Source organism: Haemophilus haemolyticus (assembly GCF_003490935.1).
In the GTDB taxonomy this organism is placed as follows: domain Bacteria; phylum Pseudomonadota; class Gammaproteobacteria; order Enterobacterales; family Pasteurellaceae; genus Haemophilus; species Haemophilus haemolyticus_M.
In genome coordinates, this window is the sequence record NZ_QQGD01000001.1 from 35,454 (window position 1) to 59,336 (window position 23,883).

Sequence of the window (23,883 nt, forward strand, 5' to 3'; positions counted from 1 at the left end):
CGATTTTTGGTGGTCGAATCAGATAATTTTAGTGATAAATTCAGATTCTAAATCCACAATAGGTAAATCAGAGCCCTGCCAAGCGCGTATCACTTGATATTCCATCAAATCTAAAGTGTCTAAGCCTGGCGTTACATTCGGGGTGTATTGTTGTGCAATTCGCGCGAGCTGAGAGAGGCCTAAACTGCTTTCGATACTTGAACTAATAACCGCTTTTAGACCTAACGAATGTGCTTGGTTAATGAGTTCAGCACAACGTTGAATTGAACCAATTAAAGTGGGTTTGATTACGACAGCCGATAAGTGCGGTTCTTTTTCCAGGCAAAAATTAGGCTCTCGCAGGGATTCATCCCATGCAATCGCGATGTCGGTTTGAACTGCAAATTCACGGCTGAGTGCTTGTGTTTTACAAGGTTCTTCTAAAAATTGAATACGTTTTCTATGTTCCGGTTTGACTTTAGCGGCAAATTGTAACGCTTTTTCTAACGACCAATGGCGGTTTGCATCTAGTCGTAATTGTAAATCAGGAATGGCTTCTAAAAACATATCGGCAATTAATCCATCGCGATTGGCTTCGTATATGCCCACTTTCATCTTTGCCACTTTTTCGCCTTCTATGCTCGCAAGTTTGGCGTACAGCTCATCTGGATCGCCATAACAAAGTGGTGCTGTATGGTAATTGCCCTCAGCTTGTAAATAACCTTTCATTTCATCCATTGCGCAACTGATACCAAAAGCAACGGAGGGATAGGTGCCATCTAATGGTACACGAGGTGCATCACAGCTTGCATTGCACCATGTTGTTAGCCATTCAATTGCTTGTTCTTGAGCTTGGTCTAGGGTTTCTTCGCTAAAACCAGGTAGCGGGGCGATTTCTCCCCAGCCGTCTCTGCTGCAACTCACTCTTACGATTAAGCCTTCACGGCGTTTTAAAAAACGATCACGCAGAATAAGTTGGCTATCAACGGGGATGGAATAACGGTAAAGATTAAATGATTTTTCAGCCATGCTTGCTCCCAATACAAAAGTACGGCCAAAATTCACGAAGATTTTTAACCGCGCTTTAGAACGATAAATTAAGGATTGCGACGGAATTTGCTGAAGTCTGGAGCACGTTTTTCATTAAACGCATTGCGACCTTCTTGACCTTCTTCAGTCATGTAGAACAACATTGTCGCGTTACCCGCTAATTCTTGAAGACCTGCTTGGCCATCACAGTCAGCATTTAATGCCGCTTTCAAACAACGAATTGCGATTGGGCTATTGCGTAACATCTCACGACACCAACGCACGGTTTCTTTTTCAAGATCAGCATAAGGCACAACAGTATTGACTAAGCCCATGTCTAATGCTTCTTGTGCATTATATTGACGGCATAAGAACCAAATTTCACGTGCTTTTTTCTGACCCACTAAACGAGCCATATAACTTGCTCCCCAACCACCATCGAATGAACCGACTTTTGGCCCTGTTTGACCGAAAATAGCATTTTCAGCAGCAATCGTTAAGTCACAAAGCATATGTAATACATGACCGCCACCAATTGCATAACCTGCCACCATTGCCACAACAGGTTTTGGACAAGAGCGAATATCGCGTTGGAAATCTAATACATTTAAGTGATGTACGCCGCTGTCATCTTTGTAACCGCCGTAATCGCCACGCACTTTTTGGTCACCACCAGAACAGAATGCTTTTTCGCCTTCGCCAGTTAATACGATGACACCAATGTTTTCATCGAAACGTGCATCAGAAAATGCAGTGATCATTTCTTTCACTGTTTGTGGGCGGAACGCATTACGAACTTCAGGACGGTTAATCGTGATTTTAGCAATACCATCAGTGGATTTATGATAACGAATATCGCTATAGCCTTCACTGTGATCGACCCATTCAACAGGCGCATATAACACATCATCTTTTGGATTTTGCATGAGAATTCCTTTTAATTAACGTAAAAAAGTGCGGTCATTATAGCGGAAGTTTTTCGGATCAGGAAAACTAAATTCATTTGCTGCTTTATCTGTTGTGAAGATATTGCTAGAATTTTGCGCATTCTCACTTTTATAAGGATCAAATGTGAAATTAATTGCAACCTTAGGTGTGGCAGTATTGCTGTCTGGCTGCTCAATGTTTGGTAGCTCACAATCCGCAATCCCAGGTGAATTTGCGGGTGCGGATTACCAACTTTCCGATCAAGATGCAAAACAATGGGCGATTGCAAGTAAGCAAGCAGAACAATGCGTTTACCCAAATTTAACTCGAATTTTGCAACAGCATTTTTCTAAAGAAGATAGCTATATTCACTCACAATATGTCTTTTTCTATCCATTGGAAAAAATTATTGGTGAGCAATATGTAAAGATTATTCAAGGTGATGAAAAATCGATGAATTATGCAAGCTATCAGTTTAAAAAATTCCGTACCGAAGTAGGTAATGTTGAGCCTTTAACTGAACAGGCGTGTTTAAAATTACGTAATGAAGCACGCGATGATTTGGCTGTCGTGAAAGGTCAATATAAAAATGGCATGGTGGAAGTGCAGAAAAATGAAGATGGCACACCGAAAAATCCTGATGGTATCGCGACGAATGAAAATAAATTCTTCTTTGATATTATTAAATGGGGATCGATGTTGTTACTTTAGTCTAAAATTCGATAAAATAAAAAACCGCACTTTAAAGTGCGGTTTTATTTTTTATTCTTTCTAGCTAAAAATTACGCTAATTTTTTGATTTGTGCAGCTAATTTAGATTTGTGGTTTGCTGCTTTGTTAGCGTGGATTAAGCCTTTAGAAGCCATACGGTCAACAACTTTTTGCATTTCAACGAATGCTGCTTCAGCTGCTGCTTTTTCACCTGCTGCTACTTGAGCATATACTTTTTTGATGTAAGTACGCATCATAGAGCGTTGGCTTGCGTTGTGTTGGCGGCGTTTTTCAGATTGAACCGCGCGTTTTTTTGCTGACTTGATATTAGCCAAGGTCAAACTCCTAAAATTTCTGTTGATTGATAGACAAAATAAAGGGCGTCAATATGCCGATTTTTTATACTTTTGTCAATGGAAAATTTGTGTTGATTTCGGTGAGACACAACCGAAAGTAAGTATCGTTATTTTTACAAGCTCTTTCAATATGGGCTCACACAAACGATGTGCGGCGGATTTTATCAGTTTTTTTTCACGGAATATAGCGTAAAAACAAAATTTCTATACAATTAGGCAAAAATTTTAGGGTAGAGAATAATATTTTGAGTAAACGACTTTTAAAATCTAGCATTGTTGTTAGTTCTATGACTTTATTATCAAGAGTGTTAGGTCTTGTGCGTGATGTAGTTATCGCTCATCTCATTGGGGCAGGCGCGGCGGCGGATGTTTTTTTATTTGCTAATCGTATCCCAAATTTTCTTCGTCGTTTATTTGCTGAAGGGGCCTTTTCACAGGCTTTTGTCCCTGTTCTCGCAGAATATCAAAAATCTGGTGATATTAATAAAACCCGTGAATTTATTGGAAAAGTTTCTGGTACCCTTGGGGGATTGGTCAGTATTGTTACGATCCTCGCGATGGTTGGTTCACCTGTCGTTGCTGCTTTATTTGGGATGGGCTGGTTTACCGATTGGATGAATGACGGCCCTGATGCACACAAATTTGAACAAGCTTCTCTTTTACTTAAAATAACTTTTCCTTATTTATGGTTTGTCACTTTTGTCGCGCTTTCTGGAGCAGTACTTAACACGATTGGAAAATTCGGCGTGATGTCTTTTTCACCGGTGTTATTAAATATAGCGATGATTGCCACCGCACTTTTCCTTGCGCCACAAATGGATAACCCAGATCTTGCATTGGCTATCGGGATTTTTCTTGGCGGATTATTACAGTTCTTATTCCAAATTCCATTTATGAAACAAGCCGGTTTACTGGTGAAACCCAAATGGGCTTGGCGGGATGAAGGCGTAACTAAAATTCGTAAATTAATGATCCCTGCGTTATTTGGTGTATCGGTAAGTCAAATTAATCTTTTGCTGGATACAGTGATTGCAAGCTTTTTAATGACAGGTTCAATTAGCTGGTTGTATTATTCCGACCGCTTACTGGAATTTCCTCTCGGTTTATTTGGTATTGCTATTTCTACCGTAATTTTGCCAACACTTGCTCACCACCATGTTAATCGTGAAGGCGATTCAGCTAAAAGTGCGGTTGATTTTCGTAATACAATGGATTGGGGCGTACGAATGATTTTATTACTTGGCGTTCCCGCAGCCATTGGTATTGCTGTATTGGCTCAACCGATGTTACTTACGCTCTTTATGCGTGGAAATTTCATGTTAAATGATGTTCATGCCGCCTCTTATTCTTTATGGGCCTTTAATGCGGGTTTACTTAGCTTTATGTTGATTAAAATCCTCGCTAATGGCTATTACGCCCGCCAAGATACCAAAACGCCAGTAAAAATTGGCATTATTGCCATGGTGAGTAATATGGGCTTTAACTTATTGGCGATTCCTTTCAGTTATGTGGGTTTAGCTATTGCTTCAGCAATGTCGGCAACCCTTAACGCCTACTTACTCTATCGTGGCTTAGCCAAAGCGGATGTCTATCATTTCTCACGTAAAAGTGCGGTCTTTTTTGTCAAAGTTTTATTGGCAGCAATCGCAATGGGTGCAGCAGTTTGGTATTACGTGCCTGAAATCAATCAATGGGCGAAAATGGATTTCTTTATGCGTGTTTATTGGCTTGTTTGGTTGATTGTATTAGCCGCAATAGTTTATGGCACAACGTTGATTTTATTAGGCGTTCGAAAGCACCATTTGCTGACAAAAAACTAACTTCTCGCTATAATGCCGAAATTCTCTTATTTTCATGGATAAGGACATGCAATTAATTAGTGGGCTTCATAATGCAAATCGTGTTTTACAAGGTTGTGCGCTAACGATTGGCAACTTTGATGGTGTACATTTAGGGCATCAAGCAGTCCTCCGCCATTTGCGCCAAAAAGCTGACGAATTAAATTTACCCATGGCGGTATTGTTATTTGAATCACAGCCGCGTGAATATTTTATGGGGAAAAATGCACCGGCACGCTTAATGCGTTTGCGTGACAAAATCTATTATCTAGAAAAGGCTAAGGTTGATGTCGTAATTGTGGCGAAATTTGACCGCACTTTTGCTGAGCAACCAGCCGATGTTTTTATTGAGCAAACGCTTGTTAATCATCTACATGTGAAATTTTTAAGTATTGGCGATGATTTCAAGTTCGGTTCAAAACGCCAAGGTAATTTTGCAATGTTGCAAGCAGCTGGTCAGCGTTTCGGTTTTGTTGTTGAAGATAACCGTAGCTTTTGTCTAGATGAACAGCGAATTAGTAGTACGGCAATTCGCGAAGCGTTAGCGAATGATGACTTACAACTTGCAGAAAATTTACTCGGTAAACCTTATCGTATTTTCGGGCGAGTAATCCATGGTAATAAATTAGGTAGAACAATAGGATTTCCAACGGCAAATATTCGTTTGCATAGACAAGTCAATCCAATCAAAGGTGTTTATGCCGTAAAAGTGCGGTTAAAATCGGATGAAATTTTTAACGGCGTGGCAAATATGGGAAAACGCCCAACTATAAATGGATTAATGCAATTATTAGAAGTTCATTTGTTTGATTTTTCTCAGAATATTTATGGCCAAATAGTGGAAGTCGAATTCTGCCACAAGATTAGAAACGAGATTAAATTTCCGTCTTTTGATGATTTGAAAGAGCAAATTGAGAAAGACGTAGAAACTGCGAAAGCGTTTTTTAAATAGTTAATTTTAAAATGTAAAAATTGGAAAATAAAATGACAGTCGATTACAAAAACACTCTTAACCTACCGGAAACCAGCTTTCCAATGCGCGGTGATTTAGCTAAGCGCGAACCTGATATGTTGAAAAATTGGTACGAGGAAAATCTTTACAAAAAAATTCGTGAAGCGAGCAAAGGCAAAAAATCTTTTATTCTGCATGATGGCCCTCCGTATGCGAACGGTAACATTCATATTGGTCACGCAGTAAACAAAATTCTGAAAGATATTATTATTAAATCCAAAACGGCATTAGGTTTTGATTCGCCTTATATTCCAGGCTGGGACTGTCATGGTTTGCCAATTGAATTAAAAGTAGAAGGCTTGGTGGGTAAACCAAACGAGAAAGTGACTGCCGCTGAATTCCGCCAAAAATGCCGTGAATACGCCGCGGAACAAGTAGAGGGTCAGAAAAAAGATTTTATCCGTTTAGGCGTGTTGGGCGATTGGGATAATCCTTATTTAACGATGAACTTCGATACCGAAGCGAATATTATCCGCACTTTAGGTAAAGTGATTGAAAACGGTCATTTATATAAAGGTTCAAAACCAGTGCACTGGTGTTTGGATTGTGGCTCTTCTTTAGCAGAAGCAGAGGTGGAATATGAAGACAAAGTTTCTCCATCTATCTATGTGCGTTTTCCTGCAGTAAGTGCGGTTGAAATCGAAGAGAAATTTAACGCAGTAGGCAAAGGCCATGGCAAATTATCTGCAGTCATTTGGACTACCACACCTTGGACAATGCCATCTAACCGTGCGATTGCGGTAAATGCAGACTTAGAATACAACTTGGTACAACTTGGCGATGAGCGTGTGATTTTAGCTGCTGAATTAGTGGAGTCTGTGGCGAAAGCCGTGGGCGTAGAACAAGTTGAAGTTTTAGGTTCAGTAAAAGGTCAAGCACTTGAGTTAGTACGCTTTAACCATCCGTTCTATGATTTCACCGTGCCGGTAATTTTAGGCGATCACGTGACTACCGATGGCGGTACAGGTTTAGTACACACTGCACCAGATCATGGTTTAGACGACTTTGTTGTGGGTAAACAATATGATTTACCGATGGCGGGTCTTGTATCTAATGATGGTAAATTTATTTCAACGACTGAATTCTTTGCAGGAAAAGGCGTATTTGAAGCCAATCCATTGGTTGTTGAAAAATTACAAGAAGTGGGCAACTTATTAAAAGTTGAGAAAATCAAACACAGCTACCCACACTGCTGGCGCCACAAAACGCCAATTATTTTCCGTGCAACACCACAATGGTTTATCGGTATGGAAACTCAAGGTTTACGCCAACAAGCATTAGGCGAAATCAAACAAGTTCGCTGGATTCCAGATTGGGGTCAAGCACGTATCGAAAAAATGGTTGAAAACCGCCCAGACTGGTGTATTTCCCGTCAACGTACTTGGGGCGTGCCGATGACGTTATTCGTGCATAAAGAAACCGAAGAACTTCATCCGCGTACCTTAGAGTTACTTGAAGAAGTAGCAAAACGTGTAGAAAAAGCTGGCATTCAAGCATGGTGGGATTTAGACGAAAAAGAATTATTAGGGGCGGATGCTGAAACCTATCGAAAAGTGCCGGATACCCTTGACGTATGGTTTGACTCAGGATCAACCTATTCTTCAGTTGTCGCAAATCGCCCAGAATTTAATGGTCAAGATATTGATATGTATTTAGAAGGTTCTGACCAACACCGTGGTTGGTTTATGTCTTCTTTAATGCTTTCTACGGCGACAGACAGTAAAGCGCCATATAAACAAGTATTAACCCATGGTTTCACCGTGGATGGTCAAGGCCGTAAGATGTCAAAATCTATCGGTAACATTGTGACCCCACAAGAAGTAATGGATAAATTCGGTGGTGATATTTTACGTTTATGGGTCGCTTCTACCGACTATACTGGTGAAATGACCGTTTCTGATGAGATCTTAAAACGTGCAGCGGATAGCTATCGTCGTATTCGTAACACCGCTCGTTTCTTATTAGCAAACTTGAATGGTTTTGATCCAAAACGTGATTTAGTCAAACCAGAAGAAATGATTAGCCTAGATCGTTGGGCGGTGGCTTGTGCATTAGATGCACAAAAAGAAATCAAAGATGCATACGATAACTATCAATTCCACACTGTGGTACAACGTTTAATGCGTTTTTGTTCTGTGGAAATGGGCTCATTCTACCTTGATATTATCAAAGACCGTCAATATACAACTAAAGCGGATAGCCTTGCGCGTCGTAGTTGTCAAACTGCGTTATGGCATATTGCTGAAGCATTAGTTCGTTGGATGGCTCCGATCTTATCTTTCACCGCCGATGAAATTTGGCAACACTTACCACAAATCGAAAGTGGTCGTGCAGAATTCATATTTACTGAAGAATTCTATCAAGGCTTATTTGGTTTAGGCGAGAATGAAAAATTAGATGATGCTTACTGGCAACAACTCATTAAAGTTCGTTCAGAAGTGAACCGCGTATTAGAAGTCGCGCGTAACGATAAAGTGATTGGTGGCGGTTTAGAAGCAGAAGTGACCGTTTATGCAAATGACGAATATCGTGCATTGTTAGAACAATTAGGCAATGAATTACGTTTCGTGTTAATTACCTCAAAAGCTGAAGTGAAAGCATTAGCAGACAAACCTGAAGATGTGGCTGCGGGTGAGTTAGAAGGTATTGCAGTGAATGTAGCTCGTTCTAACGGTGAAAAATGTCCGCGCTGCTGGCATTATTCTGACAAAATCGGCGTGAACCCTGAACATCCAACACTTTGTCCACGTTGTGTAGAAAATGTGGCGGGTAATGGTGAAGTACGCCATTTTGCATAATTAAATTTGTTGTAAAACAGAAAAGTGCGGTTGATTTTAACCGCACTTTTTTACTTTTGTACAAAAGGAAGTAGAGATGATGTTAGGAAAAGAAATGATTCGCTCAAAAACAATGTGGTTTTATCTCTTATTGCTTGTTTTCTCCATTTTTACCAATATGGGGTTGGGTAATGTATTAAGTGAGAATATTCCCGTTTCAGATTACGCAATTTTATTTGTTATCACGGCGATTTCTTTTTATTTCACCCCTTGGATTGGGCGAATATTAATCACTGTATTATTCCTCAGCGCGATATTTTATTGTTCTGCTGGTTTTTTCTATGGTATTCCATCTTTAGGTATTATCGCTTCTGTTTATGAAACGAATATTAATGAAACTTTGGAATACTATACAACCATTCCTTTTTGGATATTTTTATTTCAAGCTACTTATCTCATTCTGTTTGTTGTTTTAATGAAATTAAGTTTTCATGCTAAACGACAAGCATTTAAATGGCTGAATACGGGTGTTATCGGCATATTATTAGTTTTTTCTTACAATCAATTTTCTGATTGGAACTATGCATATAAATTCCGTTTTTATCCGGTTCTTTTCTACTCAGAATTTGATCGTATGAATGACCTGTATTTAGAACAACGAGATTTTCTAAACCAATCTGTTAATGCGCCTTCTCAATGGGATATTCAATCTTTTACGCCAAAATATAAAAATTATATTTTAATTATTGGTGAAAGCATGCGAAAAGATTATATGTCGTTATATGGTTTTCCATTGAAAACAACACCATTTTTAGAGCGTGTGAAAGGCACAGTTTTTGAAAATTATTATTCTGCAGCACCGAATACGCAACCGTCTTTACAACGCACCTTATATCGAGCAGATAAAGGGGAAACGGTTTATACGGATAATATTATTTCTTTAGCCAAAAAAGCGGGCGTGAAAACCTATTGGATTTCTAATCAAGGAAAAATTGGTGAATTTGATACGATGGCCTCTCGTATTGGTCAAAGTGCGGATGAAACGATTTTTATGAAGCCGTTAGGTTATAACTCTAAAAAAGTTTATGACGATGAAATGTTGCCTGTATTAGATAAAGCCTTAAAAGAAAATATTACGAATCCAAAATTAATTGTAATTCATTTAATGGGCTCTCATCCTGCATTTTGTGAACGTCTTCCTTACGAGGTTAAAAATTATTTTATTAATCAATCTATGTCTTGTTATTTAGAATCGATTAAATATACGGATCAGTTTTTAGAAAAATTAAATTCACAATTGGTATCGCAAAATGAACCCTATTCGGTGATTTATTTTTCTGATCACGGGCTTGCTCATTATGAGGATTCTAAAGGCTTATCATTGCATCCAAATAATCTTTATAAACAAGATTATGAAATTCCTTTCGTTATGTTTTCGAGTGATAGCCAAAAGGTAGAAAAAATAAAAACGCCACAATCTGCATTTAATTTTGTTTATGGTTTTGCTGATTGGATGGGAATTAAGGAAAAACATTTACAAGGCGTGGATTTCTTCTATCCTGAAAAACAGGAAATTAAGGTATTTGATTGGAAGAAAGTGGTGAATGTCAAAGAGTTGGCTGATGATCCAGCAAAATTACCCGAAGCTGTGCAGTAAATGAGATCGTGCTTTATCATTTATCGGCTTATGCTAGAATTAGCGCAATTTTTTTAAAAGGGAAATATTATGTCCAAAAAATCAGGGCTTTCATTTTTATGGTTAAGTGCGGTCGCTTTTGTGGTTGATTTGCTCACTAAATATATTGTGGTGCAAAAATTTGATTTGTATGAAAGTGTTAATGTGTTGCCTGTTTTCAATCTCACCTATGTTCGCAATTATGGCGCTGCATTTAGTTTCTTAGCGGATCATAGTGGCTGGCAACAATATTTCTTTATTTTGTTAGCATTAGTTATTTCAGGCATGTTGGTTTATTTTTTAGCAAAAAATAATGCTGAACAAAAAATCCAAAATTCTGCTTATGCACTCATTATTGGAGGGGCGCTAGCGAATATGGTGGATCGCGCTTATAACGGTTTTGTCGTAGATTTCTTTGATTTCTACTGGGATATTTACCATTATCCAGTGTTTAATATCGCTGATATTGCCATTTGTATTGGCGCAGGGTTATTAGCATTGGATGCTTTTAAGAACGAAAAGAAAAAAGTACAAGATAAACAAGTAGAAAAGTGCGGTCAGAAATGAAGATAATTTTAGCGAATCCACGAGGATTTTGTGCCGGTGTAGATCGTGCCATTAGTATTGTTGAACTAGCCTTAGAAATTCATGGCGCACCGATTTATGTTCGTCATGAAGTGGTGCATAACCGATTTGTTGTGAACGGATTGCGTGATCGTGGTGCAATCTTTGTGGAAGAATTAAGCGAAGTACCTGATGGCGCTATCGTTATTTTTTCTGCGCATGGTGTATCTCAAGCCGTTCGGCAAGAAGCGAAAGACCGCAATCTCAAAGTATTTGATGCTACTTGTCCTTTGGTAACTAAAGTGCATATGCAGGTTGCGCGTGCAAGTCGAAAGGGAACAAAAGCGATTTTGATTGGGCATAAAGGGCATCCTGAAGTTGAAGGCACAATGGGGCAGTATAGCAACGAAGATGGCGGTATTTTCCTGATTGAAAAAGTAGAAGATATTGCGCGTTTGCCAATGCAAGAAAATGATGATTTAACCTTTATGACGCAAACAACTTTGTCGCTAGATGATACGGCTGAAACTATTGCTGCATTAAAGGAAAAATATCCTGCTATTCAAGGGCCACATAAAAACGATATTTGTTATGCAACAACCAATCGTCAAGAAGCGGTGCGAGAATTGGCAAAATTATCTGATTTAGTGTTGGTAGTGGGTTCTAAAAACTCATCAAATTCAAATCGTTTAGCTGAATTAGCGTCTCGAATGGGGGTTAAATCACAGCTTCTTGATGACCCTTCCGATATTCAAGCTGATTGGTTTAATGATGTGAAAACCATTGGGATTACAGCCGGCGCGTCCGCACCCGAAGAATTAGTTCAATCGATTATTTCCTGCTTAAAAGAGTTTGGTGCGAATACCATAGAAGAACTACAAGGTTTAGAAGAAAATATGTTCTTTGAGGTTCCAAAAGAGCTGAGAATAAAAGAAGTTAACTAATCTTAAGGGCTTGTCGTAAATGATAAGCCCTTTGTTTTTTCATGCAAATTAAGAATTTTTGTGATCTGAATCGCAGAAGTGCGGTAAGAATCTTGAGCGTTTTCTTGAAAGCATAAAAAATGACTGTGTTGATATGCTCGTCAACATGTTCATATTAAAAGGAAACCTCTATGAAATTAATGAAAACATTATTTACTTCGATGGTATTGTGTGGTGCGCTTGTTGCTTCTTCGTCTTTTGCTGAGGAAAAAGCAACAGAACAAACCGCTCAACCTGTTGTAGCAACTCAAACTGAGGCTCAAGTAGCATCAGCTACTGTGAATGATAAATTGAATATCAATACGGCAACTGCGAGTGAAATTCAAAAAGCCTTAACTGGAATTGGTGCGAAAAAAGCAGAAGCGATTGTGCAATATCGTGAAAAACACGGTAATTTCACGAGTGCTGAACAACTATTAGAAGTGCAAGGGATTGGTAAAGCAACACTTGAAAGAAACCGTGATCGAATCACTTTTTAATTTTAAAACTGCTTATGGATGCCCTGTTTTACAGGGCTTTTTTATTTTTTATTGTGCACTTTAAGCCATTTTTTCATTTGTTCAATTTCCGCTTGTTGTGCGTTAATAATATCCTCAGCAAGCTTACGCATTTCAGGATTTTTTCCGTATTTTAATTCAACTTCTGCCATTTTTACTGCGCCAATATGGTGTGGCAACATACCTGCTGCAAAAGCAACATCAGGATCTTTATATTGCGCAGCTGCCATCATGTCTTGATTCATTTGATTCATACCTTGCATAAATTCTTGTTGCATTGCTGAATCTGTCGACATTGGCATATTCATGTGTGCTTGATGCGGTTGTTCATTAGCTTGGGCATAAATTGAAACTGCAGCAGCGCTAAGTGTGATAAAAGTCATAAGTTTTTTCATGTTTTTCTCCTATGTGATAACTGAATGAGTACAAATCATAAACCTTGACCTAAGGTTAAAGTCAATATTTATTCCGAAAATTTTTGGTGAGATATTAAAATAAGACAATGTTTGATATGAGGAACAGAATTACGAAGCAAAGATTTGTACTTGCCACGGGCAATAAAGGCAAAGTAAAAGAAATGGCAGATGTGTTAGCTGATTTCGGTTTTGAAGTCATTGCTCAGACAGATTTAGGCATTGAAAGCCGAATCGAATCACTTTTTAATTTTAAAACCGCTTATGGATGCCCTGTTTTACAGGGCTTTTTTATTTTTTCAGAAAGAAAATGTAGAAAGTTTATTTCTTTTTAAAAATCCGTTGGCAAGCCTAATAAATTTTAATACACTAAAAAGCCTAGTCGGGGTGCAATACGCTGAGATCATACCCGTGAACCTGAAACAGTTAATACTGACGTAGGAAACTAGGAATATACCTTATCTCCTTTTCGTCATTATTGCTGCCTTTTAATCATAAATAAGGATGTAATAATGAAACTTCTTAAATTAACCTTAATTTCTACCGCACTTTTTTCCACCGCGGCATTAGCCCAATCACAGCAAAGTGTTAACGTATATAGCTATGATTCTTTCACGTCTGAGTGGGGAGCAGGTCCAAAAGTAAAACAAGATTTTGAAAAAGCACATCCGCAATGCACTATTAATTTTACGCCTTTTGAAAGTGGTGGTGTGTTGCTCAACCGTGTTCGTTTGGAAGGAAAGAAAACCAAAGCGGATATTGTATTAGGTTTAGATAACTTTGTTTTAGAACAAGCTGAAAAAACAGGTATTTTTACGCCAAATAAAGTAGATTTAACTCAACTTGATCTGCCAACAAAATGGACGAATAAAACATTCTTGCCTTTCGATTTCGGTAACTATGCTTTTGTGTACGATAAAACTAAATTACAAAACCCGCCGAAAAGTTTGAAAGAATTGGTTGAACGCCAAGATATCCGTGTAATTTATCAAGATCCTCGCACCAGCAGTGTGGGTCGTGGTTTATTGGTTTGGATGAATGCAATTTATCCTGCGGACAAAATTCAATCTGCTTGGAAAGAGTTGGATAAGCATACGGTAACAGTGGGTAAAGGTTGGTCGGATACTTACGGTGCATTCTTAAAAGGCGAAGCGGATTTAGTGTTAAGTTACAGCACATCACCACTTTATCACCAACTTTTTGAGAAAAAAGATAATTATGCAGCGACAGATTTTGCGGAAGGGCATATCACTCAAGTGGAATTAGCGGCTCGAGTCGCAAACCATCCAAATCAATGTGCGGATGATTTTATGGCATTTTTAATTTCACCTACGGCACAAAAACATATTGTGACAACCAATATTATGTTGCCAGTCATTCAAGGTGAAATTGAACCGCACTTCGATGCGCTTAAAGCTCAACAAAAAACTCAAACTCCAATCAATCCAATGGTGAATGCGGAACAATTAAAAAATTGGATTAGCACTTGGCAAACCACATTAACAAAATAGTTTGATGTTGTCGTTATTTCATCACCCACAACTCCGCCCTCGTCATTATGTGGGCGGCGTTATTGTCATTAGTTTCATTATTCTTTTTTATGGTAGCGCATTAAGTTCGATCTTTGCATTGGGCGATGAATTGCAATGGAAAACTTGGTTCACGGATGATTACCTACAGCATCTGATTCTTTTCAGTTTTGGACAAGCCTTACTTTCTACCGTTTTATCTATTTTTTTTGGTCTGCTCCTTGCCAGAGCATTGTTTTATCAACCATTCTCAGGAAAAAAGTGGCTATTAAAATTAATGTCGCTGACCTTTGTTTTACCTGTTTTAGTGGCAATTTTTGGTTTGATCGGCATTTATGGTTCAAGCGGTTGGTTAGCTAAGTTTGCTAACCTTTTTGGAATGCCGTGGCAGGGACATATTTACGGGCTCTCGGGTATTTTAATTGCCCATCTTTTTTTCAATATCCCGCTGGCAGCGCAGCTTTTCTTACAAAGTTTGCAAAGTATTCCTTATCAGCAACGTCAGCTTGCGGCGCAACTCAATTTACAAGGTTGGCAATTCGTTAAATTGGTGGAATGGCCTGTTTTTCGTCAGCAATGTTTGCCCACATTTAGCTTGATTTTTATGCTTTGCTTCACCAGTTTTACAGTTGTTCTTACGCTAGGCGGTGGGCCTCAATATACAACATTAGAAACCGCAATCTACCAAGCGATTTTATTTGAATTTGATCTGCCAAAAGCAGCACTTTTTGCCATGTTGCAATTTGTATTTTGCTTAGTTTTATTCAGCTTAACATCGCGTTTTTCACCTTCTAATCAAAATGGCTTGAGTAATCGCAATCCTTGGTTTGAAAAACCTAAAAGTGCGGTCAAAATTTTCCATATTTTTGTCTTACTGGTTTTTGTATTTTTCCTTTTTTCGCCTGTATTGAACATTCTTATTAGCGCATTGAATTCACCAAGTTTACTCACAGTTTGGTATAATTCTCAGCTCTGGCGTGCGTTAGGCTATTCTCTTTCTATCGCGCCATTATCCGCATTGATTGCATTAATGATGGCAATTGCCTTGCTACTTTTATCACGCCGTTTAGAATGGTTGCATTATCAGAAAATTGCTCAATTTATTATTAATGCTGGAATGGTTATTTTGGCAATCCCGATTTTAGTACTCGCAATGGGGTTATTTTTATTATTACAAGAGCGAGATTTTTCGAATATCGATTTGTTTGCCATGGTTGTATTTTGCAATGCATTAAGTGCAATGCCTTTTGTTTTACGTATTTTGAGCGCACCTTTTCATAACAATATGCGTTATTACGAAAATCTGTGTAATAGTCTGGGAATTGTGGGATGGAAACGTTTTTATCTGATTGAGTGGCAAACTTTACGTGCACCATTGCGCTATGCTTTTGCTTTAGCCTTGGCGCTATCTTTAGGGGATTTTACGGCTATTGCGTTGTTCGGCAATCAAGAGTTTACTTCTCTGCCGCACTTGTTATATCAGCAACTAGGGAATTATCGTAATCAAGATGCAGCTGTAACCGCAGGGATTTTATTATTGCTTTGTGGCATATTGTTTGCCTTTATTCATACACATAGGGATGCTGATGATTTATCTAAATAATGTGATTTTGAACGATAAAACCTTACCGATGTGCTTTAATTTGAGCGTAAATGCTGGCGAACGTGTCGCAATTATTGGCGAGAGTGGGGCAGGGAAAAGTACGTTATTAAATTTAATCGCTGGATTTGAATTTCCTCATCAAGGAGAAATTTGGTTAAACGATAAAAATCATACTCGTAGTACACCTTACGAACGTCCAGTTTCTATGCTATTTCAAGAAAATAATTTATTTCCTCATTTAACCGTACAGCAAAATCTTGCGTTGGGTTTAAAACCCTCTTTAAAATTAACCGCACTTGAACAGGAAAAAATTGAACAGGTCGCTTGTTCTGTAGGATTGGGCGATTATTTACAACGTTTACCGAATTCTCTTTCGGGGGGACAAAAACAACGAGTGGCTTTGGCGCGTTGTTTATTGCGAGATAAACCCATCTTGTTATTAGATGAGCCTTTTTCGGCATTAGATCAGAAACTTCGTGTAGAAATGCTTGCTTTAATTGCCAAACTTTGTGATGAGAAACATCTGACGTTGTTACTTGTTACTCACCAACCATCGGAATTAGTTAGTACGATAGATCGAGTATTGCTGGTGGAAAATGGTCAGATAAGTCAATTGCAAAAAGAGACGTAAAATTATATAGATTTTATAACTGATGAATTGATTCAATGGCTATCGATACCTGCCTATAAACTGAATAAAGATAAGATACAAAAATTCGGTGATTATTCACCGCACTTTCAAAGGAAAAATATGTTAACTGAAAAACTACAAATTAACTCTATTACACCACACCCAAGCGTTGAATATTGGTCTGTTTGCAAAGTTGAGGCGTTATTTGAAACGCCATTTTTGGAATTGGTTTATCGCGCTGCGCAAATTCATCGCAAGCATTTTAATCCTCGAGCGATTCAGTTATCCACGTTAATGTCTATCAAAACAGGTGGATGCCCAGAAGATTGTGGTTATTGTCCTCAATCAGCCCGTTATCATACTGGTGTGCAAAATCAGCAGTTATTAGATGTTGATGAGATCGTCGCGAAAGCAAAAATTGCGAAAGCGCGTGGAGCAGGGCGTTTTTGTATGGGCGCAGCTTGGCGAGGCCCTAAGCCAAAAGATATTGAGAAAGTCACAGAAATTATTAAGGCAGTGAAATCGCTCGGTTTAGAAACTTGCGGTACTTTTGGTTTATTGCAAGATGGTATGGCAGAAGATTTAAAAGAAGCTGGATTAGATTATTACAATCATAATCTTGATACAGCGCCAGAACATTATGCAGAAGTGATTGGTACTCGTCGTTTCGATGATCGCCTTAGCACGTTAGGAAAAGTACGCAAAGCTGGATTAAAAGTGTGTTGTGGTGGCATTGTGGGGATGAATGAAACTCGCAAAGAACGGGCAGGGTTAATCGCGAGCCTTGCAAATCTCGATCCGCAACCTGAGTCAGTGCCGATTAATCAACTTGTTAAGGTTGAAGGTACACCGTTAGCCGATGCGGAAGAATTAGATTGGACTGAATTTGTGCGAACGATTGCTGTTGCACGTATTACCATGCCAAAAAGTTATGTTCGCCTTTCTGCAGGCCGTAGTGGTATGAGTGAAGAAATGCAAGCGATGTGCTTTATGGCTGGTGCAAATTCTATTTTCTATGGCGATAAATTACTTGTCACAGGTAACCCAGAAGAAGATGGCGATCAGTTATTAATGGCAAAATTAGATTTAGAGCCAGAAAATGCGGAAAATAAAAAAGCTTCTTGAGTATCAAGAAGCTAATTATTTAAGGGGCTGACGTAGATTAGCCCCTAACTTTTTTATTTTTGTTGAGGCTGTAATTGTGGATCTTGTCCATACAATGGATGTCTCGGACCATAAAGCAAACAACCATTGCAAGGTCCATTAAGCATATTTCCTGTCGCCCACGCAGCAACTTTGTACCCTTTATCAGATACATTGTTCGCAATTTGTTTTACTACAGCAGTAATTAGCATTGCGATGGCATTACCGTTGTTATTGCGATCTGCATCGTCTGCGTAGCCTGTACCTTCCCATAAGATTTTACCACTACGTAAATCAACAAGTTTACCACTTACTCTTACTTTAGTAACACTATCAAATACTTGGTAATTCACACCGTAATCATCTACATTAATGTAAAGAACTGCATCAGCACCAAAAATATCACGTAATTTTTGGGGATTTACATTATGGATTTCTTGAGCCTGTGTTAAACCATTGTGTTTAAAAGTTTCATACACAAGCGCAGGAGGGAAAACATAATACCCATCTTCCGCCAATGGAGAAATTGTATGTGCCAATACAGCGGGAGAACCTTTAACATCATTCGTTGTATCCGTAGGAAGTAATACCAAGATAGAACGCGGTTTACTTTCTTGATAGTTCGTATAGTCATAAGGCGTTGGCTTCATTGTTGAACAAGCAGAAAGCAAAAGTGTACAAGCCATTACTAAATAGAGAGAGATTTTTTTCATTTTTTCGCTCCTTTTTTCACTTTTTTACTTCCAGTGCTTTCTGTATTCGTATCCACTTTTTTTCCTTTATTTAACAAGAAGTTAATATATTGAGTTGATTCAGGAAATAAAGTCATTTCTTTCTGATAGGCTTCTGCCATTTTGCCAGCATTGCCTAATTGACCATATAAAAGACCAATCTGCGCATACAGACCAGGCGGTACTTTTTTACCGCTATCAAGCTGAGCGATTTCTTCTAATTTCTGAAGCTGTTCTTGTGGATCGCCGTCTTGAGTTAGATATTGGTATACGGAAGCTGGATAGCTATCTCCATTCCAAGTATACAATGTATTTGGTTTACTGCCTGATGAACAGGCAGTCACCACAGCAACAGCTGATAAACAAATAAAAAGTTTTAGTTTATTCATAATAAAATCCTTAATTTGAAGGCTTCCATTGACCTGATTCAACACCAGAAACAAGGTTATTTACGGCTTCACGAATGGCTAAATCTAATACTTTACCATTAAGAGTTGAATCATAACCTGCGGTGCCACCAAAACCTAACACTTCACGGTTTGAAAGATTATATTCACCAGCACCTTGAACAGAATAAACCACTTCTGAAGTTTGAGTATTCACCACATTCAATGTTACTTTTGCATAAGCCACTTGTTGTTTGCCGCGACCTAAAATACCAAATAATTGCTGATCGCCTACTGTTTTACGACCAAATTCAGTCACATCTCCAGTCACCACATAATTCGCACCTTTTAATTTTTGTTTTTGACCTTTGATTTTTGCTTCTGTCGCCGATTCTGACATATTGGTGCGATCCAACACACTAAAACGACCTGATTGTTGTAAGTGAGACACTAAAATGGTTTTGGCTTGATTACCTAATTGATCCACGCCGTCAGAGAATACGCCATTGTTATAGCTTGAACGATTATCAAATTTACCCACAGAAATAGGGGCTTTCACACCGTTATACGCGGTGTTATAGCTCGTTACTTTTTGAACTTCAACAGTACGAGAACCCTCGGTTGCACAACCAGATAAAGCTAAAACGCTGACGGATAATAAGATTGGATAGAGTTTCTTCATTATAGAATCCTTATAATATAAAGTGATAAAAAAGCTCCTTGAGTTACCAAGGAGCTTCCATTTTAAAGAATTTCTTTCGCTTTTGCGACTATATTTTCAACAGTAAAGCCGAACAATTTGAATAATTGATCCGCCGGTGCAGACTCACCGAAGCTATTCATACCAACAACACGACCGTTGAATCCAACGTATTTATACCAGAAGTCAGAAATCCCCGCTTCAATTGCAACGCGTTTGGTAACTGCTGCTGGTAATACGCTTTCACGGTATGCTTCATCTTGTTTATCGAAACGGTTAGTACTTGGCATAGAGACGACACGTACTTTTTTACCTTCAGCACTCAATACATCTGCTGCTTTCACTGCTAATTCCACTTCAGAACCTGTCGCGATGAAAATTAATTCTGGTGTACCTTCGCAGTCTTTTAATACATAAGCACCGCGTTTAACCGCGTCTAATTGTGCTGAAGTGCGGTCCATTTGTGCAAGATTTTGACGAGTAAAGATAAGTGCGCTTGGACCATCTTGACGTTCAACCGCTTGTTGCCATGCGATAGCTGATTCCACTTGGTCACATGGACGCCATGTTTCAAGGTTTGGAATTAAGCGTAGTGAAGCCGTTTGTTCTACTGGTTGGTGTGTTGGACCGTCTTCACCTAAACCAATGGAGTCATGAGTATAAACGAATAATGAGCGTTGTTTCATTAATGCCGCCATACGTACTGCATTGTGAGCATATTCGTAGAACATTAAGAAGGTTGCGCCGTAAGGAATGAAACCGCCATGTAAAGCAATACCATTCATAATCGCTGACATACCGAACTCACGCACACCGTAGTTGATGTAGTTACCACCTACGTTTTCATGCGCACGAATTGGTTTAGAACCACTCCATAATGTTAAGTTAGAGCTTGCTAAATCTGCAGAACCACCTAAGAATTCAGGTAACACATGAGCATATGCTTCGATTGCATTTTGTGATGCTTTACGGCTTGCAATACTCGCTGGATTTGCTTGTAATTTTTCAATGAACGCTTTGGATTCAGTTGCCCAATTTGCTGGTAATTCACCGTTTACACGACGTGTAAACTCTGCGGCAAGTTCAGGATATGCTTTTGCATAAGCGGCAAATTTTTCTTCCCAAGATTTTTCTGCTGCGACGCCTTTTTCTTTCGCTGACCATTCCGCATAGTACTCAGCTGGAATTTCAAATGGCGCATATTCCCAGTCAAGCGCTTTACGAGTTAACGCGATTTCTTCATCGCCTAATGGTGCGCCGTGACAATCATGTGATGCAGATTTGTTTGGCGAGCCAAAACCAATGATCGTTTTACAAATAATTAAAGTCGGTTTTTCTTTTTCTGATTGTGCAAGTACAACAGCCTGACGAATTTGTTCAGCATCGTGGCCATCCACATTACGGATTACTTGCCAGCCATAAGCTTCAAAGCGTGCTGCAGTATCATCGCTGAACCAACCATCAACATGACCATCAATCGAAATATTGTTGTCATCGTAGAATGCGATTAATTTCCCAAGGCCTAAGGTTCCCGCTAAAGAGCAGGCTTCGTGAGAAATCCCTTCCATTAAACAGCCGTCACCTAAGAAGACGTAAGTGTGGTGATCAACGATTTCATGACCTTCACGGTTAAATTGGCCCGCTAAGGTTTTCTCAGCAATCGCCATACCCACCGCATTAGTGATACCTTGGCCTAATGGCCCCGTTGTGGTTTCAACACCTGGCGCATAACCATATTCTGGGTGGCCAGGAGTTTTAGAATGTAATTGACGGAATTGTTTTAAATCTTCGATAGAAAGATCATAGCCAGTTAAATGTAAAAGACTATAAATCAACATAGAACCATGGCCGTTAGAAAGTACAAAACGATCTCGGTCTGCCCATTTAGGATTGGTCGGATTGTGTTTTAAAAAGTCGCGCCATAATACTTCAGCAATATCCGCCATCCCCATTGGTGCACCAGGGTGACCAGATTTAGCTTTTTGCACAGCATCCATTGATAAGAAACGAATTGCATTGGCTAATTGTCTACGAGTTGCCATTTTGTTCTCCTGTTATAATTCGCTTTGAAAAAATAATCTTGCGCATTCTACCTTATTTCTGAAGGAAATTTAGCAAAAATCCGCACTCAATTTAATAGTTTGTGACAATAATCAAATTCTACGGCGACGCTGGTGAAAACGCGTGCTACTCGATTTTACTTTCAAATTTACCGCACTTTTTTTCTCTTTGGGTTTGCGGTAAGTCCGTCGATAGTGACTTAAAAAATAATGAATAGAGCTTGCCATCACCGCGCCAAGTAAAAATACGATAATAAGCTCGCCATATAATTGGTGAAAAATTTGATTAATTTTTGATTGATTAGATTGCGTATATTGAGCATCAATGGTGACACGTAAAAATCCTTTAATGCCGCTTTGGGCGTAAAGTGGCTCTACAATTTGTTGATTATTTTCATCGGGTGAATTGTGAGTCTCGCGACTTTGAGCCAGTAATTTTCCTTCGTCATCATATAAGCTCGCATCTAAAATAAAGTCTTCTTTGACTATTTGATCAAGATTGTCCGTTAATTGCTCTGTTTTAGCATTATTTGTGAGTAAAACTGAAAATAAATTGGCTTGTTGACGAACTAAAATATGTGAGATGTTCGCCACTTGGTTTACGCTAGCAAATTGTGAACTCAGCTTAAATTGTTTTACACCAAATAAGATAACGCCAAGTGCAGTTAGGCTTAGCACAATAATCGTTGTAAGCATGGTTGATTTGATTAGTTTTTCTTTAATTATTTGCACTTTTTCAACTCACATCGGTTAAAATCTTTTCATTCGCCACAATTTACAGGATTTTTATGCAAATTCAACGTTTCGAAAGCATTACACAAAAATACCCACAATTTCCTACCGCGCTTTTAGCCAATGAGGATCCAATACAGAGCGGAGAGCCTTTTATCTTATACGGCACAAAGTTGGACATAACTAAGTTGGAGAAATTTCAACAAAAGTGCGGTCAAAATTTTCAGATTTTTGATGTTTGGATGGTGGAGCAAAATATTGTCGTTTTATTGAAAGGCCAGTGGTTTGTTGATTTCATTAACTTTGCTCATGACCTTGAAGTAGATATTGCCAAATTAGATTTTAGCCCTAAATTGTCTCAAGCTGGATTGTTGGTGATGGATATGGATTCTACCGCTATTCAAATTGAATGTATCGATGAGATCGCTAAACTGGCTGGCACGGGTGAATTAGTTTCTGCCATTACTGAAAGCGCCATGCGTGGAGAGCTCGATTTTGAACAAAGTTTGCGTCGTCGAGTGGGAACACTTAAAGGCGCGCCAGAAAGCATTTTGCAACAAGTACGTGAAAAATTGCCTTTAATGCCAGGCTTAATTGAAACCATTAAGACATTACAGCAACATGGTTGGAAAACCGCTATTGCATCTGGTGGCTTTACCTATTTCGCCGATTACTTAAAAAGTTTATTAAACCTCGACTTTGCGGCGTCCAATCAATTTGAAATTATTGATGGCACGCTTACCGGCAATGTAAAAGGTAGCGTGGTCGATGCACAATACAAAGCGAATACCTTGCAAAAACTTGCTGAAGAATACTATATTCCACGCAAAAACACCCTCGCCATTGGTGATGGAGCCAATGATTTGGCGATGATGAATGTTGCCGGATTAGGCGTGGCATTCCATGCGAAACCGAAGGTGCAACAACAAGCGCAAATTGTGGTAAACTTCGCCGACTTAACCGCACTTTTATGCCTTTTAAGTGCCAATGATCGAATTTAATAAAATGGGAGAAGACTATGCCATCTTTTGATATTGTTTCTGAAATCACTTTACACGAAGTCCGTAATGCAGTGGAAAATGCAAACCGGGTGCTTAGCACGCGTTATGATTTTCGTGGTGTAGAAGCGGTCATTGAATTAAATGAAAAAAGCGAAACAGTGAAAGTGACGACCGAATCTGATTTCCAATTAGAGCAATTAATTGAAATCTTAATTGGTGCGTTTGTAAAACGTGGCATTGAGCATAGCTCGTTGGATATTCCAACAGAAAGTGAACACCACGGTAAACTTTACACCAAAGAAATTAAATTAAAACAAGGAATTGAAACGGAGGTGGCAAAAAAAATCACTAAATTAGTGAAAGATTCAAAAATCAAAGTTCAAACTCAAATTCAAGGTGAACAAGTGCGCGTAACTGGTAAATCACGTGATGATTTACAAGCCGTTATTCAATTGGTGAAAGGCGCTGAATTAGGCCAACCATTCCAATTTAATAACTTCAGAGATTAAAAAATCTAGGTATAATCTACTTTGTTTTTTATAATACGATGTAATTATTTTATTGGTCTCGATGTTCTCAAAACATGATATTGAGAACATCAACTTA

Annotated in this window: 24 protein-coding genes and 1 riboswitch; of the genes, 15 read left to right on the forward strand and 9 right to left on the reverse strand. The window is 38.8% G+C overall.

What is annotated here, in order from left to right:
• Nucleotides 1-18: 18 nt before the first annotated feature.
• Both menC and menB read right to left on the reverse strand, forming a co-directional pair.
• Nucleotides 19-1,008 (reverse strand): o-succinylbenzoate synthase, encoded by a 990-nt coding sequence (gene menC, locus DV417_RS00230; protein WP_192878515.1) that lies wholly within the window; start codon nt 1,006-1,008, stop codon nt 19-21.
• Between the two features lie 68 nt (nt 1,009-1,076).
• Nucleotides 1,077-1,934 (reverse strand): 1,4-dihydroxy-2-naphthoyl-CoA synthase, encoded by an 858-nt coding sequence (gene menB, locus DV417_RS00235; RefSeq protein WP_005630980.1) that lies wholly within the window; start codon nt 1,932-1,934, stop codon nt 1,077-1,079.
• A gap of 145 nt (nt 1,935-2,079) precedes the next feature.
• Here menB and DV417_RS00245 point away from each other — a divergent pair, with 145 nt between their 5' ends.
• Nucleotides 2,080-2,646, forward strand: a complete 567-nt coding sequence (locus DV417_RS00245; protein WP_118809052.1) for a DUF5358 domain-containing protein — start codon at nt 2,080-2,082, stop codon at nt 2,644-2,646.
• Nucleotides 2,647-2,717: 71 nt separating this feature from the next.
• On the opposite strand, the gene rpsT is transcribed toward DV417_RS00245, so the two are convergent.
• On the reverse strand, nt 2,718-2,981 hold the full coding sequence (gene rpsT, locus DV417_RS00250) for a 30S ribosomal protein S20 (RefSeq protein WP_005548279.1): 264 nt from the start codon (nt 2,979-2,981) through the stop codon (nt 2,718-2,720).
• 266 nt (nt 2,982-3,247) lie between these two features.
• On the opposite strand from rpsT, the gene murJ reads away from it, so the two are divergent.
• The 7 genes from murJ (at nt 3,248) to DV417_RS00290 (ending at nt 12,330) form a co-directional block, all read left to right on the forward strand.
• The gene (murJ, locus tag DV417_RS00260) at nt 3,248-4,822 is read left to right on the forward strand and encodes a murein biosynthesis integral membrane protein MurJ (protein ID WP_118877894.1); all 1,575 of its coding nucleotides are present in this window, start codon (nt 3,248-3,250) and stop codon (nt 4,820-4,822) included.
• A gap of 46 nt (nt 4,823-4,868) precedes the next feature.
• Entirely contained in the window at nt 4,869-5,792 is a 924-nt protein-coding gene (gene ribF / locus DV417_RS00265; RefSeq protein WP_192878516.1) for a bifunctional riboflavin kinase/FAD synthetase, read from the forward strand.
• Nucleotides 5,793-5,824: 32 nt separating this feature from the next.
• Nucleotides 5,825-8,650, forward strand: a complete 2,826-nt coding sequence (ileS, locus tag DV417_RS00270) for an isoleucine--tRNA ligase (RefSeq protein WP_118877896.1) — start codon at nt 5,825-5,827, stop codon at nt 8,648-8,650.
• Nucleotides 8,651-8,726: 76 nt separating this feature from the next.
• Nucleotides 8,727-10,286 carry a phosphoethanolamine transferase gene (locus tag DV417_RS00275; RefSeq protein ID WP_118877897.1) on the forward strand — a complete coding sequence of 520 codons (1,560 nt, stop codon included), beginning with the start codon at nt 8,727-8,729 and terminating at the stop codon, nt 10,284-10,286.
• A 69-nt stretch (nt 10,287-10,355) separates the two neighbouring features.
• Complete coding sequence (gene lspA, locus DV417_RS00280) at nt 10,356-10,871, forward strand: signal peptidase II (RefSeq protein ID WP_005641315.1); 516 nt, start codon at nt 10,356-10,358, stop codon at nt 10,869-10,871.
• Nucleotides 10,868-11,812 carry a 4-hydroxy-3-methylbut-2-enyl diphosphate reductase gene (gene ispH, locus DV417_RS00285; RefSeq protein ID WP_118877898.1) on the forward strand — a complete coding sequence of 315 codons (945 nt, stop codon included), beginning with the start codon at nt 10,868-10,870 and terminating at the stop codon, nt 11,810-11,812. The genes lspA and ispH overlap by 4 nt, the downstream gene beginning before the upstream one ends.
• 170 nt (nt 11,813-11,982) lie before the next feature.
• Nucleotides 11,983-12,330, forward strand: coding sequence for a ComEA family DNA-binding protein (locus DV417_RS00290; RefSeq protein WP_162790464.1), 348 nt, complete (start codon nt 11,983-11,985; stop codon nt 12,328-12,330).
• A 41-nt stretch (nt 12,331-12,371) separates the two neighbouring features.
• On the opposite strand, the gene copM is transcribed toward DV417_RS00290, so the two are convergent.
• A complete protein-coding gene (gene copM / locus DV417_RS00295) occupies nt 12,372-12,743 on the reverse strand; it encodes a CopM family metallochaperone (protein WP_118877899.1) in 372 nt (123 codons plus the stop codon).
• A gap of 107 nt (nt 12,744-12,850) precedes the next feature.
• Between copM and DV417_RS00300 the strand changes: the two genes are divergently transcribed.
• The 5 genes from DV417_RS00300 to bioB all read left to right on the forward strand — a co-directional run bounded on the left by DV417_RS00300 (nt 12,851) and on the right by bioB (nt 17,649).
• Complete coding sequence (locus DV417_RS00300; protein WP_009500179.1) at nt 12,851-13,096, forward strand: hypothetical protein; 246 nt, start codon at nt 12,851-12,853, stop codon at nt 13,094-13,096.
• 38 nt (nt 13,097-13,134) lie between these two features.
• Nucleotides 13,135-13,222, forward strand: a riboswitch (TPP riboswitch).
• A gap of 51 nt (nt 13,223-13,273) precedes the next feature.
• On the forward strand, nt 13,274-14,272 hold the full coding sequence (thiB, locus tag DV417_RS00305; RefSeq protein ID WP_118877900.1) for a thiamine ABC transporter substrate binding subunit: 999 nt from the start codon (nt 13,274-13,276) through the stop codon (nt 14,270-14,272).
• Between the two features lie 4 nt (nt 14,273-14,276).
• Nucleotides 14,277-15,893 (forward strand): thiamine/thiamine pyrophosphate ABC transporter permease, encoded by a 1,617-nt coding sequence (thiP, locus tag DV417_RS00310; RefSeq protein WP_118877901.1) that lies wholly within the window; start codon nt 14,277-14,279, stop codon nt 15,891-15,893.
• Nucleotides 15,877-16,524 carry a thiamine ABC transporter ATP-binding protein gene (gene thiQ, locus DV417_RS00315; RefSeq protein ID WP_118877902.1) on the forward strand — a complete coding sequence of 216 codons (648 nt, stop codon included), beginning with the start codon at nt 15,877-15,879 and terminating at the stop codon, nt 16,522-16,524. Before thiP ends, thiQ begins: the two co-directional genes overlap by 17 nt.
• A gap of 120 nt (nt 16,525-16,644) precedes the next feature.
• Entirely contained in the window at nt 16,645-17,649 is a 1,005-nt protein-coding gene (bioB, locus tag DV417_RS00320) for a biotin synthase BioB (RefSeq protein WP_118877903.1), read from the forward strand.
• A gap of 53 nt (nt 17,650-17,702) precedes the next feature.
• On the opposite strand, the gene DV417_RS00325 is transcribed toward bioB, so the two are convergent.
• From DV417_RS00325 to DV417_RS00345, 5 genes are all read right to left on the reverse strand, one after another.
• Nucleotides 17,703-18,380, reverse strand: a complete 678-nt coding sequence (locus DV417_RS00325; RefSeq protein ID WP_114908627.1) for a DUF799 domain-containing protein — start codon at nt 18,378-18,380, stop codon at nt 17,703-17,705.
• Complete coding sequence (locus tag DV417_RS00330; RefSeq protein ID WP_065245643.1) at nt 18,377-18,787, reverse strand: DUF4810 domain-containing protein; 411 nt, start codon at nt 18,785-18,787, stop codon at nt 18,377-18,379. Before DV417_RS00330 ends, DV417_RS00325 begins: the two co-directional genes overlap by 4 nt.
• A 10-nt stretch (nt 18,788-18,797) precedes the next feature.
• Nucleotides 18,798-19,466, reverse strand: coding sequence for a CsgG/HfaB family protein (locus DV417_RS00335; protein WP_046939142.1), 669 nt, complete (start codon nt 19,464-19,466; stop codon nt 18,798-18,800).
• A gap of 62 nt (nt 19,467-19,528) precedes the next feature.
• On the reverse strand, nt 19,529-21,526 hold the full coding sequence (gene tkt / locus DV417_RS00340; RefSeq protein WP_118877904.1) for a transketolase: 1,998 nt from the start codon (nt 21,524-21,526) through the stop codon (nt 19,529-19,531).
• Nucleotides 21,527-21,637: 111 nt separating this feature from the next.
• Complete coding sequence (locus DV417_RS00345) at nt 21,638-22,276, reverse strand: YtjB family periplasmic protein (RefSeq protein ID WP_118877905.1); 639 nt, start codon at nt 22,274-22,276, stop codon at nt 21,638-21,640.
• Between the two features lie 56 nt (nt 22,277-22,332).
• On the opposite strand from DV417_RS00345, the gene serB reads away from it, so the two are divergent.
• Together serB and DV417_RS00355 are read left to right on the forward strand one after the other, a co-directional pair.
• The gene (serB, locus tag DV417_RS00350) at nt 22,333-23,277 is read left to right on the forward strand and encodes a phosphoserine phosphatase (RefSeq protein WP_118877906.1); all 945 of its coding nucleotides are present in this window, start codon (nt 22,333-22,335) and stop codon (nt 23,275-23,277) included.
• Between the two features lie 17 nt (nt 23,278-23,294).
• Nucleotides 23,295-23,786, forward strand: coding sequence for a YajQ family cyclic di-GMP-binding protein (locus tag DV417_RS00355; protein WP_118877907.1), 492 nt, complete (start codon nt 23,295-23,297; stop codon nt 23,784-23,786).
• Nucleotides 23,787-23,883: the final 97 nt, after the last annotated feature.

Bases quoted from the DNA above. Each gene is read 5' to 3' on its own strand.
- bioB (WP_118877903.1), top strand. From the start codon at position 16,645: ATGTTAACTGAAAAACTACAAATTAACTCTATTACACCACACCCAAGC.
- DV417_RS00290 (WP_162790464.1), top strand. From the start codon at position 11,983: ATGAAATTAATGAAAACATTATTTACTTCGATGGTATTGTGTGGTGCG.
- menC (WP_192878515.1), bottom strand. From the start codon at position 1,008: ATGGCTGAAAAATCATTTAATCTTTACCGTTATTCCATCCCCGTTGAT.
- thiQ (WP_118877902.1), top strand. From the start codon at position 15,877: ATGATTTATCTAAATAATGTGATTTTGAACGATAAAACCTTACCGATG.
- thiB (WP_118877900.1), top strand. From the start codon at position 13,274: ATGAAACTTCTTAAATTAACCTTAATTTCTACCGCACTTTTTTCCACC.
- DV417_RS00330 (WP_065245643.1), bottom strand. From the start codon at position 18,787: ATGAATAAACTAAAACTTTTTATTTGTTTATCAGCTGTTGCTGTGGTG.
- DV417_RS00355 (WP_118877907.1), top strand. From the start codon at position 23,295: ATGCCATCTTTTGATATTGTTTCTGAAATCACTTTACACGAAGTCCGT.
- DV417_RS00335 (WP_046939142.1), bottom strand. From the start codon at position 19,466: ATGAAGAAACTCTATCCAATCTTATTATCCGTCAGCGTTTTAGCTTTA.
- DV417_RS00275 (WP_118877897.1), top strand. From the start codon at position 8,727: ATGATGTTAGGAAAAGAAATGATTCGCTCAAAAACAATGTGGTTTTAT.
- tkt (WP_118877904.1), bottom strand. From the start codon at position 21,526: ATGGCAACTCGTAGACAATTAGCCAATGCAATTCGTTTCTTATCAATG.
- lspA (WP_005641315.1), top strand. From the start codon at position 10,356: ATGTCCAAAAAATCAGGGCTTTCATTTTTATGGTTAAGTGCGGTCGCT.
- ileS (WP_118877896.1), top strand. From the start codon at position 5,825: ATGACAGTCGATTACAAAAACACTCTTAACCTACCGGAAACCAGCTTT.
- DV417_RS00325 (WP_114908627.1), bottom strand. From the start codon at position 18,380: ATGAAAAAAATCTCTCTCTATTTAGTAATGGCTTGTACACTTTTGCTT.
- serB (WP_118877906.1), top strand. From the start codon at position 22,333: ATGCAAATTCAACGTTTCGAAAGCATTACACAAAAATACCCACAATTT.
- menB (WP_005630980.1), bottom strand. From the start codon at position 1,934: ATGCAAAATCCAAAAGATGATGTGTTATATGCGCCTGTTGAATGGGTC.
- copM (WP_118877899.1), bottom strand. From the start codon at position 12,743: ATGAAAAAACTTATGACTTTTATCACACTTAGCGCTGCTGCAGTTTCA.
- DV417_RS00300 (WP_009500179.1), top strand. From the start codon at position 12,851: ATGTTTGATATGAGGAACAGAATTACGAAGCAAAGATTTGTACTTGCC.
- thiP (WP_118877901.1), top strand. From the start codon at position 14,277: ATGTTGTCGTTATTTCATCACCCACAACTCCGCCCTCGTCATTATGTG.
- ribF (WP_192878516.1), top strand. From the start codon at position 4,869: ATGCAATTAATTAGTGGGCTTCATAATGCAAATCGTGTTTTACAAGGT.
- ispH (WP_118877898.1), top strand. From the start codon at position 10,868: ATGAAGATAATTTTAGCGAATCCACGAGGATTTTGTGCCGGTGTAGAT.